This window comes from Paenibacillus faecalis, assembly GCF_900289175.1.
Classification (GTDB): Bacteria; Bacillota; Bacilli; order Paenibacillales; family Paenibacillaceae; genus Paenibacillus_AQ; species Paenibacillus_AQ faecalis.
The window spans coordinates 3,033,119-3,048,603 of the sequence record NZ_LT985747.1; the positions used below are offsets into that span (position 1 = coordinate 3,033,119).

The window sequence follows — 15,485 nt, forward strand, 5'->3', positions numbered from 1 at the left end:
TTAGTCCTCCTTCCCGCCGCTCAGTTTAATACGCGGATCTACTAATACATAGACAATATCCGTTAGAAAACGAGCAACCATCAATAAAATTCCGTAAAAAATAGTAATACCCATAATGACCGTATAATCGCGGTTTGTAATACTATCAACAAACTGCTTACCAATTCCGCCGATACCGAAAATCCGCTCAATAACAACCGATCCGGTAATAATATTTGCCGTCATCGGACCAACATAGGTTACAACAGGCAATATACCGTTACGGATAAGGTGGCGAGACATAATAGCGTACCAGCTCAAACCTTTTGCTTTCGCGGTTTTAATATAATCCGAGTGCAATACTTCCAGCATGCTGGAACGTGTCAAACGTGCTATAAAGGCAATCGGCTGAGCCGATAGTGCCATTACCGGAAGTACATAGTCAAGCGGGCCGTCAAAGCCCATAACATTAAAGATACCTGCCTTTTCCGCTAACACGTATTGAAGCAAAGAGGCCAGCACAAAACTTGGTACAGCAATCCCCAAAACGGACATAATCATTGCAACGCTATCTATCAGTTTTCGGTGATACAGAGCTGCCAGCATACCTAGCAGTACACCTATAATAAGAGAAACAACAATCGCTATTAACCCTAATTTCAGGGATGGCGCAAATGTTTCCGTAATAATATCGGTTACACTCTGATTTTGTTGTTTCATGGAAACGCCCAAGTCACCTTGCAAAATATTTTTCAAATATGTCGCATACTGCTGATAAATTGGTTTATCCAAATCATACTGTTCCATCAGCCTTGCCTGTATTTCAGGCGAGGGCTTTTTTTCTCCCATAAACGGATCACCCGGTATGATTTGCATGAGAAAAAAAGTGGCTGAGATCAGTATGAATAATGACACAAGCATGAAAAAAAACTTACTCGCAACATACCTCAGCATCCTGCATCCCCCTAGTTGATAATTGTTCTATACCAAGTCTAGTTTTATTGTAAACAACACTAGAACGAATAATCAATTCTATAAGTTTCACCAGACAAAACAAGATTTGGAAATTCGACATTAATACAAAAAATCGGGATATATATGAGATGAACCCCCACATATATATCCCGAGTCGTAGCCATTATATCATAAATGACTACTCAATATATGCACGTGTGAAATCAATGTCGCCTTTGAAATCAATGTTAAGACCTTTTACCCAAGGTTTTACCAAAGATACGTTAGAATAGTAGTACAACGGCATAACTACTTGATTCTCTTTTACCAGAATTTCTTCAGCTCTGGACATCAATTCCATGCGTTTTGCATTGTCGTTCGTTTTATAAGCTTCTTCTACAAGCTTGTCGTACTCTTCGTTCTTGAATCCACTGTCATTGTTTCCACTATTTGACGTCCACATGTCAATATATGTCATAGGATCGTTGTAGTCTGCACCCCATCCTGAACGAGCGATCTGATAATCAAGGTTCGAACGGTTCTGCAGGAATACGCCCCACTCTTGGTTTTGAACACTAACTTCTACACCAAGGTTATTCTTCCACATATCCGCAACTGCGAGTGCAATTTTCTTGTGGTTATCATCAGAGTTATGGATCAGAGTAATCTCAGGTAATGTGGTATAGCCTTCCTCCTGCATGCCTTGGGCAAGCAGCTTCTTAGCTTCTTCTATATTTTCTTCAAAGTAATTGTCAGGTACTTCTTTACGATACTCGTCTTTCTCACCTTTAATGCCTGGTGGAACAAATCCATAAGCCGGAATTTCCCCAGCCATCGTGATCTTCTCAACAAGCGCTTGACGATTAATAGCCATGGAGAAAGCTTTACGTATATTCACGTTATCAAACGGCGGTGCAGTCGTATTGAAAACATAAAAATACGTAGAGGAGATACCTTTAATGTTCAACTCATCCGGCATTTCCTTCTTCACAGTTTCAAGCTGGTCAGTAGGAATGCTGCCTGTCGGCTTTCCTGCATAGTCGAGTTCATTATTACGGTAACTCGAAAGCTCTGTAGCGCCACTGTTTACAATACTCATTTCTACTTTTTCCAGTTTAATGTTATCTTTGTCCCAATACTGATCATTCTTAGCCAATTCGATCTTTTGACCCTTCGCAATATTGGTTACTTTGAAAGGTCCGTTACCAATCAGCGTGTCTGCTTTGGTTGCCCATTTTGGATTATCTTTCGCAGATGAATGGATCGGATAGTAGGTTTGGAAAGACATCAAACTAAGGAAATATGGAGTAGGGCTCTCAAGCGTTACTTCCAGTGTATAATCGTCCGTCGCTTTTACACCTACTTCATTTGGATCCGTAATATCTCCCAGGTTGTATGCTTTTGCATTTTTAATGTAATACAGCTGATAAACATACGGTGGAGCAGGCGCAAAGTTCGGATCTAACACACGTTTCCAAGCGAATTCAAAATCTTTCGCAGTTACAGGATCTCCGTTACTCCACTTGGCATCTTTACGAAGCGTGAACACATATTTCAGACCATCGTCAGAAACGTCCCATTTTTCAGCTACACCAGGTATGGGTTCTCCGTCCTCACCTTTGCGTACAAGACCTTCAAACACTGCGTTAATAACGGTGTTGGATGTATTGTCTTGAGCTTGTCCCGGATCCAATGTAGGAGGTTCGGAAGCGAGGTTCATACGGAAAACTTGCTCTTTAGGTTTCCCGTCGTCACTGCCTGCGCTATTGCTATCATTCTTGTTGTTGGAGCCGCATCCAGCCAACACAGTACCGACAGCAAGAATCAGCGTCAAGAGTAACAAAAGACTTTTGTGTTTCTTCATCTTGCAGTTTCCCCCTCATAGATTTTAGGTATATGCTTATCGATTATACAACCAGTGGTCAAAAAAATCCATTAAAACTAAAGCAGAAAAATCTCCCTGTCAAAAAATCGACACATTTTTGTAAATGTTTCCTTGTATATATAATTCTCTTACATTGTTTTAATTATGTATTGAAGTAGACCAAATAATGTAAAAACAATATAGCCGATGCTCATAGTTAAAAAAGCCAGACGCCATACAGCACGGACCAGTCGTTTGGCATCAACTTTACCCTTCCAGCGATTTTGTGCCCCCCCGATTAATCCCGTCGTTATCAATAACAGAAGAAGAATTAAATAAAATCCAGATTTAGATTGGAATAAGATGTTAAAAAGGGCGGATACAGAAATCAACAAAAAAAAGGTCGTTACATCCATTGCAAGTCTGAACGCCTTTTTCTTGTTTTTGTTTCGCAAAGTAACAATCAAATAAACCAAAACAAAAGGTATGATTGGTACAACACTCATCACTACGAGAAGATTCATTCTCACGCCTCCTTGACATGAATACCTTCTATCAGCCGCCATATAAGACGGTGAGTCGGTGCGGATCCACCGATGCGCTCCGCCATGCGAACGATGCTCCCATTGATGGAAGATACTTCGGTTTTGCGTCCGTCCAGAACGTCCTTCAACATCGAAGATGTGTTCCCTGAAGTACTCTGACAAACTTGAAGTATCTGATCCCACAAATTTTTTTCCCAAGGAATATTGCAAGCTTCGTATACAGCAATCCCTTCTTCATAAAGCTCTCTCATTAAAGATATGCGCTTTTCCGATTCAAGCAGCTCTCCGTTCGTAATTCGCCATAAGGCGGTCAACGGATTAATGACGGCATTCATCAACAATTTCCGGTAAATCATCGTATCCAACTCTTTCGACAAAAAAACTTCAAATCCTGCTATTTCCAGCTGAGCAGTCAGCTCTTTTTCCAACTCGCTTCCTTTGATTATATCTGCTTTTTTATTCGAAACATCATCGCCGGCTTGTCCAATCCACGTTGAGCCATCTCCGGCATGTATGACTTCGGCAAGCCCGCTCCGCTTGGCCCCTTCCGTTGTAACTGCTGCATACAGGGTCCAGGCCGGGAGATGTTCTCTCAACTGTTCGATATGCCCTGTGCCGTTCTGAAAACAAAGAAGTTTTAAATGCCTCAATGAATATGGAGCGAAAAGTTCTTTAATCACGCTGTTCAATACTGTCTGCTTAACCATTAAAAAAATACAGTCCTCTTCCCCAGCTCCGCCGAGTTCATGATACTTCGACATCGGTTCTGCTCTAAAAAATCCAGGCGATATATGGATTGATTTATGATCCTTGGTAACCGTGATTCCTTTCAAGCGCAGCTGCTCCACCTGTTCATTCGTACGGCACCAGAAGGTAACATCCGCTCCGCTTGCGGCAAGTCGACCTCCGAATAACAGCCCTAAAGAACCTGCTCCGATAATATGAATTTTCATCTGTCAATTCCCCCGTCCATGTAGTTCATACTCAGCATCTAGTATATATCAGAAATCATCCGGACCATACAAATAACCCGCTCTATACACAACATATGTGTACAGAACGGGTTATTAGCCATCCATGGTCAAACTATTCGATTCGTTCGAGATTACCGTTTGCATCCATTTTAAAGCGTGTCTTCAACTCTTCATCCTCTTCATTCAAAAAAGCAAGCCTTCTAGCCCGGTCCATAATTTGAATTAAAGCTTTATAGTCATCATTAACAACATGATAGTCTGTCTTCACTTCACTAACTTCCTTCAATAGACGGGCGTTCTCTGCACGAAGTCTTTCCAGCTCTTCTTCTTTCTCGCGAAGGGTTCGCTCAAGCATTTTGTACTGGCGGCCGCTTTCCTGAAGCCCGCCCTTCCATTGACGAAGGAAGCGAATGACCGCATCAATCGACAGCGTTTCCTCGCTAGCTCCTTCATTCTTATAACTGTCCTGCTCATAGTCAGCATGAACCAAACCTGCCACTTGCGGACCTGCAGGTGCTGACTGTTTCTTGTAATAACTCCTTTTTTGACGCTGAGATTTCGCAAGACTGATCGCTTCCTCGTATTTTTTACGAACACAACTGTTCCATCTGAAACCACAGGCGGCTGAGGTTCGGCCAATACGTTCTCCGACCTCTTCAAACGCTGCTAATTGCGTGCTGCCCTCGCGGATGTGACGAAGAGTCACCTCTGCTAAAATTAGATCATCCTCTGCACTCCATGCATCCTGTCTTACTGCTGACATACCATGAAAACCTCCTAACGACATCCTAAAATAACCGTCTTCAATACCGTACAACTCGGTTGCTGAATAGGGTATAAAAGCTGCTTAATTCATTTCTATGCCTCTCATAGAGTTCATAGAATCTATTTGATACTAAAATGTATTTCCAATTTAACTACATAACATACACCAATTATTGGATTTGCAATAAAAATACGATCGATCACCAAATTTCAAGTATTTAAATCACATTTTTCAAAAATTATCCTGTAAAACATTTACACGATTTTACCATGACGTTATAATGTACATAGAAAATAAGTATTGTCCTTACATATGAGAGGAGGATATGATCGTGGCACGCATGTTCCGAGTACTCGGTTTCTTCACTCTAACCATCGGTTTGATGGCGTTTGCCGGGGGCTTGGTGGAAATGGCTTTTCTATTCTTCCTGCAAACAGCGTTTTTCGTGATCTTGGGATACTTGAACTTCACGGAAAGGACCTATGTCCTTCTATTCTGGGCTTATATGATCGTAACCTTTACCGGGTTCAGCTATTGGACGATCTTTGAAATGGGCTTGCCAGTCTAATATCCCGCTTTATGGAACATAAAAAAGCGATCAGGCTTCGGCTTGGTCGCTTTTTTATGCGCTTACATCACAATTGAAGTTTTTTATTTCTTCATACTTAAAGTAAGACAAGGGTTGATATTTATGTCTTATACATCATATATTGATTAAAATGAAGGGATTGTCTATTCTAAAGAATCGCAACAAATTATCAAGGGGGATACCCGTTTGATTGTATTGAAACAACGACTGCACTTCATACTTCTTATCTTTATCCTTCTAATCACCGGTAGCGCTGCAGGTTCACAAGCGGTATTTGCCGTTCCTGATGCGGCAGCATTAGACTCGGAAGAAGCTAGAAAACTGCTTGAGGACAGCCTGTCTATTGTAGAGATCGATCAGGAAATTGAACGGATCAGCAACAGACAAAAGAAGCTTGAAGAAGTCCAAAACGATTTACATACCAAAATATCGAACATGGAAGTAAAGATCAAGGAGCGCCGAGATCAGGCAGGGATCGTGCTCAGAGCCTACTATATGGGGGAACGCGAGAGCTTGCTGAACCTGCTTTTGTCCACTCAAAGTTTAACTGATTTTTTTAGAATACTGGATTTTTATGAGCTGATTATACAAAATGACCAAACCGTATTGAAATCATACAATCAGCAGCATAAGGAGCTGATGTCTGCACAAGCCGAAGCTACTCGCATCACAGCTCAGCTGTCGGAAGTTAAAGACAACCTGATCAAGCAAAGAGCACGTGTGCTGGCACTGGAGCAGCAGGTAGACGATGCGCTGACGGCCAGCAGCAACCCTGACGCGATGGCGAAATTAATCGAAGAATTTACACTTTATTGGGAAAATGTCGGCATATACGAAGTTAAACGTCATTTTCAAGCTCTGGCAGAAGCGATGAACAATCTGCCTGACTTTATCCAGGGCAGCAAAAATAAAAACATGCTCAAGACAAACGGGAAGGAATATTCCATTCAAATCCACGAAGATGATTTGAATGAATTTCTACGCTCTCAGAACGAATTGTTTGAAACCTTTGCCTTTCATTTTGACGATGGAAAAATATCTGCTGAAGGGGAAAGCGGAAACCTGTCTCTTTTCATTGAAGGACGGTACACTATCATCAATGACCCGGAAAACGCGATTATGTTTCAAATCGATAAACTTGTGTTCAATCGGCTCGAACTGCCGGATACAACTCGAACGGCACTTCAGAATGAATTTGATATGAACTTTTATCCGAAACAACTCGTTTCCTTCCTGAAGGCAACCGAAGTCAAGACTGACGATAAAGTATTGTTTGTTAAGCTTGAGCTCGACATTTAATCCAGTTGACCGTGTCTAAGAAAAAGGCTGCCGCCTCTTCGGCAGCTTTTTTTTAATTATCGGGCTGGGGTCTCATACTGCTCACGAAAATCCTCTACATTCATCTGTCCACTCATCAGATCAACCACCGAATTTGAATACACAAATAAGCCCTTTCCACGTCCAAAACTCAATTCTGCAACTTCCGCATGCTCCATTATCGATTGAAGCTCCTCCAGTACGGTCAGCTGATGTTCACCAGCGCTGTCACCTGGATTGTAGAAATCAGATAAAGCAGGTAATTTCCCTGTTGATTCGAACCATAAGCGTTTCATTTCTTTCGAACTCATCTCAGAAATCCAGGACATAGCAAGCTGGGAAGACTCACTATGCGAAGTAATAGCAAAGCTTCGGGAGTGAATAACCGGTTTATGTTTGCTCGTGTCGTAGTCTGGTAGCCACATCCGATATTCTCCAGGCAAATCCTGAGGAAAAGACGAATACGCTCCGATCGCTATAGCAGCATTCTCCTCTTCAATCTGCTCCGTTAAATCCGCTTCGGCATCTTGTTGCTTAAACCAGGAAGCGCCTTTAGATGGGGACAGGATATGCAATATATCTTGATCAGGCTTTGAAGGATCACCGCCGAATGCGCTTACAGCTGCTGCAAATGCATAAGGATCTTTCGAGTTCATGACAAACATGGACTCTTTCCCCTGATCTTGCTTAAATTCCAGCCAAGCCTTCCGGCTGGATGGCAGCTCGGCATCCTTATCATTCTTCCAAACAAAAACATAAGGGTCCATATCAAACGGAACCCCCCACTGATAACCATTCCATTGAACAAGAGAAAGCAGAGATCCCGGAATCCGGGAGTCAGGCACAGCAGCCTGGGAAACATCAATAGGAAGCAAAAAACCTTTAATTGCAAGCGACTCTATACATTGGCTGTCAAGAAATAATATATCCGGCGCTTCGCCAAGACTCATTTCAAGCATAAGGGATTCCGCATCCGAAATGATCGTGTCTAAAGGAATAATCTCAACCTCTGCCCCAGTTCTCTCCATGAACCGTATGTTCATCTGCTGAAGCACCTTAAGCTCAGCATCGTCCATCTGAACCCCAACTTGTATTGGCCCTAAATCACTTTCTGGTGCATCAGGTGTTTGCGTCGGTGGGACAGGTTCATTACCAGGAGGATCGCCACTTCTAGTGTTAGTGAATTCAAAGCTCGGAGAAAGACTTGTTAACGAAAGAAGTAATATGGCAAATAAAAGCCAATAGTTTTTCCGCTTCATATTCATATCTTAATCCTCTCCTTTCTGAGCCTGCCCTTATATTACCAGATTCATAGGGCTCTTGTCCTACCTTTTTTTAGATATTCAAGATCATATGTAAGCATAATAAAAAAGCAGGCCCCCCTGTTTACTCAATCTTCGGATTGGCCTGCATGTTCTTTATATACATATTTCCCGGAAAATATAGTTAGAGCAAATCCGCTGCCAGCTGGGCTAATTTCGATCGTTCGCCTTTTGTCAGCGTAATGTGACCGCTTAAGCTTTCTTGTTTAAATCGTTCAACGACATAAGTTAATCCATTACTCACGGCATCCAAATACGGATGATCAATCTGCTCTGGATCTCCCATCAAAATAACTTTACTTCCTTCACCGGCACGGGAGACAATCGTCTTCACTTCATGCCTGGATAAATTTTGAGCCTCATCTATAATAATGAACTGGCCCGGAATGGAACGTCCTCGTATATAAGTCAATGCTTCCACTTGAATACTGCCAATCCCCATCAAAATTTTATCTATATCACCTGCTTTTTTCGTATCAAACAGAAACTCCAGGTTATCATATATAGGCTGCATCCATGGCCGAAGCTTCTCATCCTTTTCTCCGGGCAGGTATCCGATATCCTTCCCCATCGGAACGACGGGCCGAGCGATCAAAAGCTTTTTGTATTTATGTTCATCCTCCACTTTGCACAAGCCTGCGGCTAAAGCGAGCAGTGTCTTTCCAGTGCCAGCCTTACCCGTTATTGTAACTAACGGTATATCGTCATTTAGTAACAGCTCCAGAGCCATTCTCTGCTGTGCATTACGGGCAGATATCCCCCAAACTGGATCATTGCTTAGATAAAGAGGTTCAAGGCTAGTAACATCCGAGTTCACGCGGAGCAGCGCCGATTTCCTGCTCCCCATTTCATCCTTCAAAATGACAAACTCATGCGGATACAACGTATATGAGATTTGAAGCGGCTTGATAGCTAATGTTCGATAACTGTAAAACTCATCGATGACAGAGGGGTGTACCTTTACTGTTGTATAACCTGAATACAATTCTGTCGGGTCCGCTGTTCTGTCGGACAAATAATCCTGAGCTGTTAGCCCAAGCACATCCGCCTTAATTCTAACAAGCACATCCTTGCTGACCAGTACAACGGAAGTCGGATGTTCTTTCGTCTCTTCTTCCAATTTATAATTCAATGCGACGGCCAAAATCCGATTGTCGTTCGAGACCTCGCCAAACATCTCCTGTACCCTAACAAAGCTTCGGTGGTTCAGCTCAACCTTGAGACTGCCCCCGTGTTCCAACGGGACCCCACCATGCAGCTGCCCCTTCTCCCTGATTCTGTCCAGCAGACGCGACACAGAACGGGCATTGCGCCCGATCTCATCTGCATTCCGCTTTTTGGAATCGATCTCTTCAAGTACAACAGCGGGAATGACTACCTCATGTTCCTCAAATGCAAAAATCGCATTGGGGTCGTGCAGCAGAACGTTAGTATCCAATACAAAAATTTTTTTCATCGTATCCCCTCCACTGCTCCTTCATTACACATATCCGCTATAGTTATCAAAGAATCCCATTAACTCACATTTTTCCTTTAACCAGCAACACCCCCCTTCCAACAAGCCTGCCATCCATATTTCAATCTTTTTATCTTCCGAGGAAAATTCCAATTTTTCAACAAAAAAAGCCCAGTGAATATTCACTAGGCTTTTCGCATCGCAGCAAAAACTTGCCCGTCCAGTTTTTCTGCTGCACATACGTTATCCGTTTTAACATACTGAGGAGGTGCGGCTAATTCAATACCATGAAAAAGTGCATTTCGCACCGCTTCAACATGGATGTCGAAACAACACATATCAAAAGGCACTTCATTCAGAGGGTCCTGGCGAACCTTAGCGCGGCCTCCGATGGCAAAAACTTGTCCGTCTTCAAATACCGTTACAGTAACAAGCGGATTGACCTTAAGATTGTTCACAAGGCGTGAACGATGATCAATGGTCAACCGAAGCGTAGAAGGATCTACCGCGTAAATCCAGGAAGTAACACTCGAAGTCGGACCGCCGGTTTCAGCATCTACTGTATTCAGCAAGACAAATGTTTCAGGCTGCAATTTCTTTACCAATTTCTCCGATAACTCTGCAGCGAATCGGGACATATTACCGGCCTCCAGTACAATAAGCTTTCGTCTGTTACATTGTATTATAGAACGCTGTAAAACTTGCCTTCATTGTTACGACTGTGGCGCGGATTCCGTGCTGGTACCGTCTGGTTCGCGGGTATGCTTCCCTGCTAATTCGTCATGCAGCGCTTGCTTCGCTTTTTCCAGTTCACTTTCATTAATATAAACAAAAGGACTTCGCCATTCACCCGTAACCGGTACGAATTTTACATCTTCTGTATTTATATCATAATACGTTTTGATCATATTTTTAACCTGATCCTTTTCAAGGTCGGTCTTCATATTATCATCAACTGCATCAATCACTTTAAAAGCTTTGGTCGCTCCACCGAAAGATTTCATTTGATCAATCATGGAGTGAAGCACCTCGTTCTGACGAGCATTTCGGTCAAAGTCATTGGATTCCTTGGTCTTCGGACTGCAGTTCATCGATTTCCGGTAGCGAACATAATCCAACGCTTCATCTCCATCCAGCTTCTGCGGACCGGCCTTCAAATTAATGTCCGTCCCATCGATAGAGTCACGGTGACACATGTCGTACTGCACGTTTACATTCACTCCGCCAAGGGCATCAACGACATCACGAAATCCTTGAAAATCGATGACGGTAGCATAATCGATTTCCACATCCAAATATTTTCCAAGCATCTTCTTCATTTGATCTTCCGCAGATATCCCCGTGTCCTTTTCTTGCGCCTTAAAAGAAGCATAGAAAGAGTTCAACTTCTTGTTCGATTTATATCCTTCCAGCTGCAGGGTTGCATCTCTCGGTAAAGATACCAGCGTGGCTGAATTCGTCTTCGGATTCATGGATACGACCATGACCACATCCGTAAGGTTCGTACCGGTTTTAGGGCGGTGATCTGATCCAAGCAATAACATCGTCAGCGGCTTCACCTGGGCAGACTCCTCCGGAGCTACTTTTTTATCATTTCCTGTATTCAATACACTGTTCTCGATCTTAAGGTATAGACTTCCGGCATAAACTGCTACTCCCAGCACCGCCAACAGCATAACAATCAAAATAAATTTAAAGAATGATTTTACTCTGCTTTTCTTCTTGCGCGGCGGTGGTTTCTTTTTGCTTTTCCCCCCGTTTTTTGATCTCGGAGGCAGACTAGTATGACCTGAGCTCATATCATAACACCTTTTTCATTCATTTTAGAGGAATGTCCGATAGCGCCCTTTGCAAAGGGACATCTACCGGACGATTCATACATTTCTCTCTTTTGTAAACGATGGTGACTGACAAAAAGTTTCCTCACTACTGAAAGCAGGTGAACATTAACGTGCTTTCGCTTCTGTCTGAGCCTTCTTCTTCCGACGATCCTCTACAAAATAACGAATACGAACCATCAGCATCAATGCGACCGCAACGAGCAAACTCTGGATAATCGGCAGCTTATCCACTTGAAAGATGAGCAGCATGCCAGAGCCGAGCGCAATCATGATATACAGAAGAATTTCTTTCAGAAGCGGAAGCTTCTGATTCACCCGAAACACCTTGTTGTACACAAAAACAATAAGCACAAAGATAATGATGTAGGAAACAAGCGGATGTGCGGCAAACCAGGCTTGCATAACAGGTTCACTCCTTTACAATAGGAAACTTTTATGCAACTTCTATAAATGAAGAGAAAGCTACTCTCTCTATTATAGTTTCGACTCCGCCATTTTACGATGTTTTTCTGCGCGCTCGCGTTCACTCTTGTTCAAAATCTTTTTACGAAGACGTACTGACTTTGGTGTAATCTCGCAATATTCATCATCATTCAAATATTCGAGCGCTTGCTCCAGAGAAAATATACGCGGTGTTTTCATCTTAACAGTTTCGTCTTTCGTAGCAGAGCGGATGTTGGTCAGCTGCTTTTCCTTACAGATGTTTACCACGATATCGTTATCCCGGGTATGTTCACCAACGATCATGCCTTCATAAATCTCGGTTCCTGGCTCTACGAACAATATTCCACGATCTTCTACAGACATCATACCATAGAATGTCGTTGTTCCATTCTCCGTTGAAATCAGCACGCCTTGATGACGTCCGCCAACCTGGCCGCCATGAAACGGTCCATAACTATCAAAAGCATGGTTCATTACCCCGTAGCCGCGCGTGAGTGTCAGGAAATAAGTACGGTAACCGATCAATCCGCGGGCAGGGATTAAAAACTCAAGGCGGACTTGTCCATTCCCACTGTTAACCATGTTCACCATTTCGGCTTTGCGTGATCCCAAGCTTTCCATTACTGCTCCCACGCTGTCTTCCGGGATATCAATCATCAGACGCTCGATCGGCTCCATTTTGACACCATCGATTTCTTTGATGATTACTTCAGGCTTGGACACCTGCAGCTCATAGCCTTCACGCCGCATATTCTCAATCAAAATACCGAGGTGAAGCTCACCACGCCCTGAGACAATGTAAGCATCCGGGCTGTCGGTTTCTTCCACACGGAGGCTGACATCTGTTTCCAGCTCTTTATAGAGACGTTCACGCAGCTTCCGGGATGTCACCCATTTCCCTTCACGTCCTGCAAACGGACTGTTGTTTACAAGGAATGTCATTTGCAGCGTAGGCTCGTCAATTTTAAGCACTGGCAGCGCTTCCGGGTGCTGTGGGTCGGCAATGGTTTCACCAATATTTATGTCCTTGATACCGGAAATGGCAACGATGTCTCCGCCTCCAGCTTCAGCGATTTCTACTCGTTTCAAGCCTTGAAAACCAAACAATTTTTCAATACGAGCGCTCTTGGTCGAACCATCCCGCATCATCACTGTAACCGGCTGCCCCTGCTTGATTACGCCACGGTTTACACGGCCGACAGCGATACGTCCCAAATATTCGTTATAATCCATAAGCGTTACAAGAAGCTGTAAAGGTTCATCAACTTTCTCGGTTGGAGATGGAATACGCTCGATAATAGTTTCGTACAATGCAAGCATGTTGTCATCTTGTTTTTCCGAATCAAGACTTGAAGTACCGTTTAATCCAGACGCATACACAACCGGAAAATCGAGTTGTTCATCGTTAGCGCCCAGCTCAATAAACAGGTCGAGAACTTCATCGATAACTTCCGCCGGACGTGCCGCCGGACGGTCAATTTTGTTAACGACAACAATGGGAGTCAGATTATGCTCAAGTGCTTTGCCTAGCACAAATTTTGTCTGAGGCATACATCCTTCATAAGCATCTACTACAAGCAGTACACCGTCAACCATTTTCATGATACGCTCCACTTCGCCGCCAAAGTCAGCGTGACCTGGAGTATCCACAATGTTTATTAAATAATCTTTATACGTAATAGCCGTATTTTTGGCCAAAATCGTAATCCCGCGTTCACGCTCCAGGTCATTCGAGTCCATCGCTCGCTCCTGAAGCGTTTCATGCTCCCGGAAAATACCGGATTGCTTCAGTAACTGGTCGACAAGCGTCGTTTTACCATGATCAACGTGGGCAATGATTGCGATGTTGCGAATTTGATCTCTAGATTGCATAAATATATCTCAAATCCTTTCTTTTCGAATGAGCCACCAAAAGAAGCGCCGGGAGTTAAGCCAACCGACGCTTCAACATAACCATTATATTATAAGTAAACTAATGTAGAAATCAAGTCTTTTCAGAAAATTTCCAGCTGGATTACCAATCGCGACTCCATTTTCCACCTCTGCTCCGACCTCGGTTACGTCCGAATATCAGCCAAATCCCTGCTGCAATTAACACAAGCGCGATAATATACAGCGCGCCAGTGTTGAGCCAGGTGAAAATCAAGATCACGACCGATAATAGCATCAGTCCGAGAGCTGCTGGAAGCACGCCTCCGGGACGAGGTGATTCATAAAGATAATACTCGTATAGACCTATTCCGACACCCAAAATAAGGACCGGCCAAAGTGTAGCCATCAGATCCCATCCCCAGAAACTGCAAATAAGGAACAGCACTCCATATACCGTCAAAATTCCACCAGGAATAAGGATCACTGCCGGAGCGCGGCGAATAAAGAACAGTACTTGCAGAAGCAAGCCGGGAACAAGAAGAAGCAAAGGCCAGAAGGTGCGTCCGAGAAAACCGAACACGCCAAGCTTACCTAGTAAAATAACAACGCCTGCCGTAACGATAAACACACCCAGCATTAAATCTTTTTTGGAGGACATCTCATCACCCTCTTTATTTATTGTAAACGATCACTGTTATTAAGAACATGTAGTTACTTTAATCTTATCCGAAAGCGACAAAAAAAACCATATCCTGAGCTTGTCTCCCAAAAAAACGTTTGATTTTTGTTTACCAAGTTCAAGTTTTCTAAATTAAAATAAAAAGTGACGATACTGATCTACTCAGTATCGCCATTTCTTCAGTTCCATATGTTCAAATCTTATTTTTTCAACGTTTTTAATCCGCTCAGACCAATGACAAGCAACGCCAGCATCGCGGGTAAAATACTGTGAGATTGAGGTGCCCAATAAGCAATAAGCAAACCGGTCCTTGAATCCTGAAGCAGCATCTCCCCGGCCGTATAGGCAAGTATGCCAGCCCCGATATAAAGAAGGAGCGGAAACTTTCGTAGCAGTTTCGTAATTATGCCGCTTCCCCATACAACAATGGGTATGCTAAACAGAATACCGATTATCATTAATGCGAGATCTCCTTTGGCAAGACCTGCTATAGCAAGAACGTTATCGACACTCATTACAATATCTGCTATTAGGATTGTGTTGATCGCTTTCCACATAGACGAAGATTCAGAGACATGGATGTCACTTCCCTGTTGATCAATTAACAGCTTAAATGCGATCCATAACAGCAAAAGAGCTCCTCCGGCCTGCAAATACGGTACCTTAAGCAGCAGCACAGCGACAAAAGTAAGTACACAGCGCAGTAATACTGCACCTAATGTGCCGATCCAAACCGCTTGCTTCTTTTGTTTCTCGGGAAGATCCTTGCTCGCCATTGCAATCACCAAGGCATTGTCGCCGCTCAGTACCAGATTAATAATTAAAATTTGTCCTAACAGCCATATCGTCTCCACCTGACAACCCCCTCACTTTACACATATGA

Annotated in this window: 15 protein-coding genes; 2 read left to right on the forward strand and 13 right to left on the reverse strand. The window is 43.2% G+C overall.

Annotation, left to right across the window (positions count from 1 at the left end; genetic code table 11):
- From C8268_RS14435 to C8268_RS14455, 5 genes are all read right to left on the reverse strand, one after another.
- Window positions 1-933 carry an ABC transporter permease gene (locus C8268_RS14435; RefSeq protein WP_106768322.1) on the reverse strand — a complete coding sequence of 311 codons (933 nt, stop codon included), beginning with the start codon at window positions 931-933 and terminating at the stop codon, window positions 1-3.
- A gap of 199 nt (window positions 934-1,132) precedes the next feature.
- The gene (locus C8268_RS14440; RefSeq protein WP_106768323.1) at window positions 1,133-2,797 is read right to left on the reverse strand and encodes a peptide ABC transporter substrate-binding protein; all 1,665 of its coding nucleotides are present in this window, start codon (window positions 2,795-2,797) and stop codon (window positions 1,133-1,135) included.
- A 149-nt stretch (window positions 2,798-2,946) separates the two neighbouring features.
- A complete protein-coding gene (locus C8268_RS14445) occupies window positions 2,947-3,321 on the reverse strand; it encodes a DUF3397 domain-containing protein (protein WP_106768324.1) in 375 nt (124 codons plus the stop codon).
- 2 nt (window positions 3,322-3,323) lie between these two features.
- Complete coding sequence (locus C8268_RS14450) at window positions 3,324-4,295, reverse strand: ketopantoate reductase family protein (protein ID WP_106768325.1); 972 nt, start codon at window positions 4,293-4,295, stop codon at window positions 3,324-3,326.
- A 133-nt stretch (window positions 4,296-4,428) separates the two neighbouring features.
- The gene (locus tag C8268_RS14455) at window positions 4,429-5,079 is read right to left on the reverse strand and encodes an RsfA family transcriptional regulator (RefSeq protein WP_106768326.1); all 651 of its coding nucleotides are present in this window, start codon (window positions 5,077-5,079) and stop codon (window positions 4,429-4,431) included.
- Window positions 5,080-5,413: 334 nt separating this feature from the next.
- On the opposite strand from C8268_RS14455, the gene C8268_RS14460 reads away from it, so the two are divergent.
- A complete protein-coding gene (locus C8268_RS14460; RefSeq protein ID WP_106768327.1) occupies window positions 5,414-5,650 on the forward strand; it encodes a DUF2626 family protein in 237 nt (78 codons plus the stop codon).
- A 207-nt stretch (window positions 5,651-5,857) separates the two neighbouring features.
- On the forward strand, window positions 5,858-6,970 hold the full coding sequence (locus C8268_RS14465) for a PcsB-like coiled-coil domain-containing protein (RefSeq protein WP_234032809.1): 1,113 nt from the start codon (window positions 5,858-5,860) through the stop codon (window positions 6,968-6,970).
- A 56-nt stretch (window positions 6,971-7,026) separates the two neighbouring features.
- On the opposite strand, the gene C8268_RS14470 is transcribed toward C8268_RS14465, so the two are convergent.
- From C8268_RS14470 to C8268_RS14505, 8 genes are all read right to left on the reverse strand, one after another.
- Entirely contained in the window at window positions 7,027-8,253 is a 1,227-nt protein-coding gene (locus tag C8268_RS14470; RefSeq protein WP_106768328.1) for an extracellular solute-binding protein, read from the reverse strand.
- A 181-nt stretch (window positions 8,254-8,434) separates the two neighbouring features.
- Window positions 8,435-9,766, reverse strand: a complete 1,332-nt coding sequence (locus C8268_RS14475) for a PhoH family protein (RefSeq protein WP_106768329.1) — start codon at window positions 9,764-9,766, stop codon at window positions 8,435-8,437.
- Window positions 9,767-9,951: 185 nt separating this feature from the next.
- A complete protein-coding gene (locus C8268_RS14480; RefSeq protein WP_106768330.1) occupies window positions 9,952-10,404 on the reverse strand; it encodes a pyridoxamine 5'-phosphate oxidase family protein in 453 nt (150 codons plus the stop codon).
- A gap of 75 nt (window positions 10,405-10,479) precedes the next feature.
- Window positions 10,480-11,565 carry an LCP family protein gene (locus tag C8268_RS14485; protein WP_106768331.1) on the reverse strand — a complete coding sequence of 362 codons (1,086 nt, stop codon included), beginning with the start codon at window positions 11,563-11,565 and terminating at the stop codon, window positions 10,480-10,482.
- Window positions 11,566-11,712: 147 nt separating this feature from the next.
- Complete coding sequence (locus C8268_RS14490) at window positions 11,713-12,009, reverse strand: YlaH-like family protein (protein WP_106768332.1); 297 nt, start codon at window positions 12,007-12,009, stop codon at window positions 11,713-11,715.
- A 72-nt stretch (window positions 12,010-12,081) separates the two neighbouring features.
- Window positions 12,082-13,923 (reverse strand): translational GTPase TypA, encoded by a 1,842-nt coding sequence (gene typA, locus C8268_RS14495; protein WP_106768333.1) that lies wholly within the window; start codon window positions 13,921-13,923, stop codon window positions 12,082-12,084.
- Window positions 13,924-14,065: 142 nt separating this feature from the next.
- The gene (locus tag C8268_RS14500) at window positions 14,066-14,581 is read right to left on the reverse strand and encodes a hypothetical protein (protein ID WP_106768334.1); all 516 of its coding nucleotides are present in this window, start codon (window positions 14,579-14,581) and stop codon (window positions 14,066-14,068) included.
- 221 nt (window positions 14,582-14,802) lie between these two features.
- Window positions 14,803-15,456, reverse strand: coding sequence for a TerC family protein (locus C8268_RS14505; protein WP_106768335.1), 654 nt, complete (start codon window positions 15,454-15,456; stop codon window positions 14,803-14,805).
- Window positions 15,457-15,485 lie beyond the last annotated feature (29 nt).

Excerpts from the sequence above, each read along its gene's own strand:
- C8268_RS14435 (WP_106768322.1), bottom strand. The coding sequence starts at position 933 with ATGCTGAGGTATGTTGCGAGTAAGTTTTTTTTCATGCTTGTGTCATTA.
- C8268_RS14440 (WP_106768323.1), bottom strand. The coding sequence starts at position 2,797 with ATGAAGAAACACAAAAGTCTTTTGTTACTCTTGACGCTGATTCTTGCT.
- C8268_RS14445 (WP_106768324.1), bottom strand. The coding sequence starts at position 3,321 with ATGAATCTTCTCGTAGTGATGAGTGTTGTACCAATCATACCTTTTGTT.
- C8268_RS14450 (WP_106768325.1), bottom strand. The coding sequence starts at position 4,295 with ATGAAAATTCATATTATCGGAGCAGGTTCTTTAGGGCTGTTATTCGGA.
- C8268_RS14455 (WP_106768326.1), bottom strand. The coding sequence starts at position 5,079 with ATGTCAGCAGTAAGACAGGATGCATGGAGTGCAGAGGATGATCTAATT.
- C8268_RS14470 (WP_106768328.1), bottom strand. The coding sequence starts at position 8,253 with ATGAATATGAAGCGGAAAAACTATTGGCTTTTATTTGCCATATTACTT.
- C8268_RS14475 (WP_106768329.1), bottom strand. The coding sequence starts at position 9,766 with ATGAAAAAAATTTTTGTATTGGATACTAACGTTCTGCTGCACGACCCC.
- C8268_RS14480 (WP_106768330.1), bottom strand. The coding sequence starts at position 10,404 with ATGTCCCGATTCGCTGCAGAGTTATCGGAGAAATTGGTAAAGAAATTG.
- C8268_RS14485 (WP_106768331.1), bottom strand. The coding sequence starts at position 11,565 with ATGAGCTCAGGTCATACTAGTCTGCCTCCGAGATCAAAAAACGGGGGG.
- C8268_RS14490 (WP_106768332.1), bottom strand. The coding sequence starts at position 12,009 with ATGCAAGCCTGGTTTGCCGCACATCCGCTTGTTTCCTACATCATTATC.
- typA (WP_106768333.1), bottom strand. The coding sequence starts at position 13,923 with ATGCAATCTAGAGATCAAATTCGCAACATCGCAATCATTGCCCACGTT.
- C8268_RS14500 (WP_106768334.1), bottom strand. The coding sequence starts at position 14,581 with ATGTCCTCCAAAAAAGATTTAATGCTGGGTGTGTTTATCGTTACGGCA.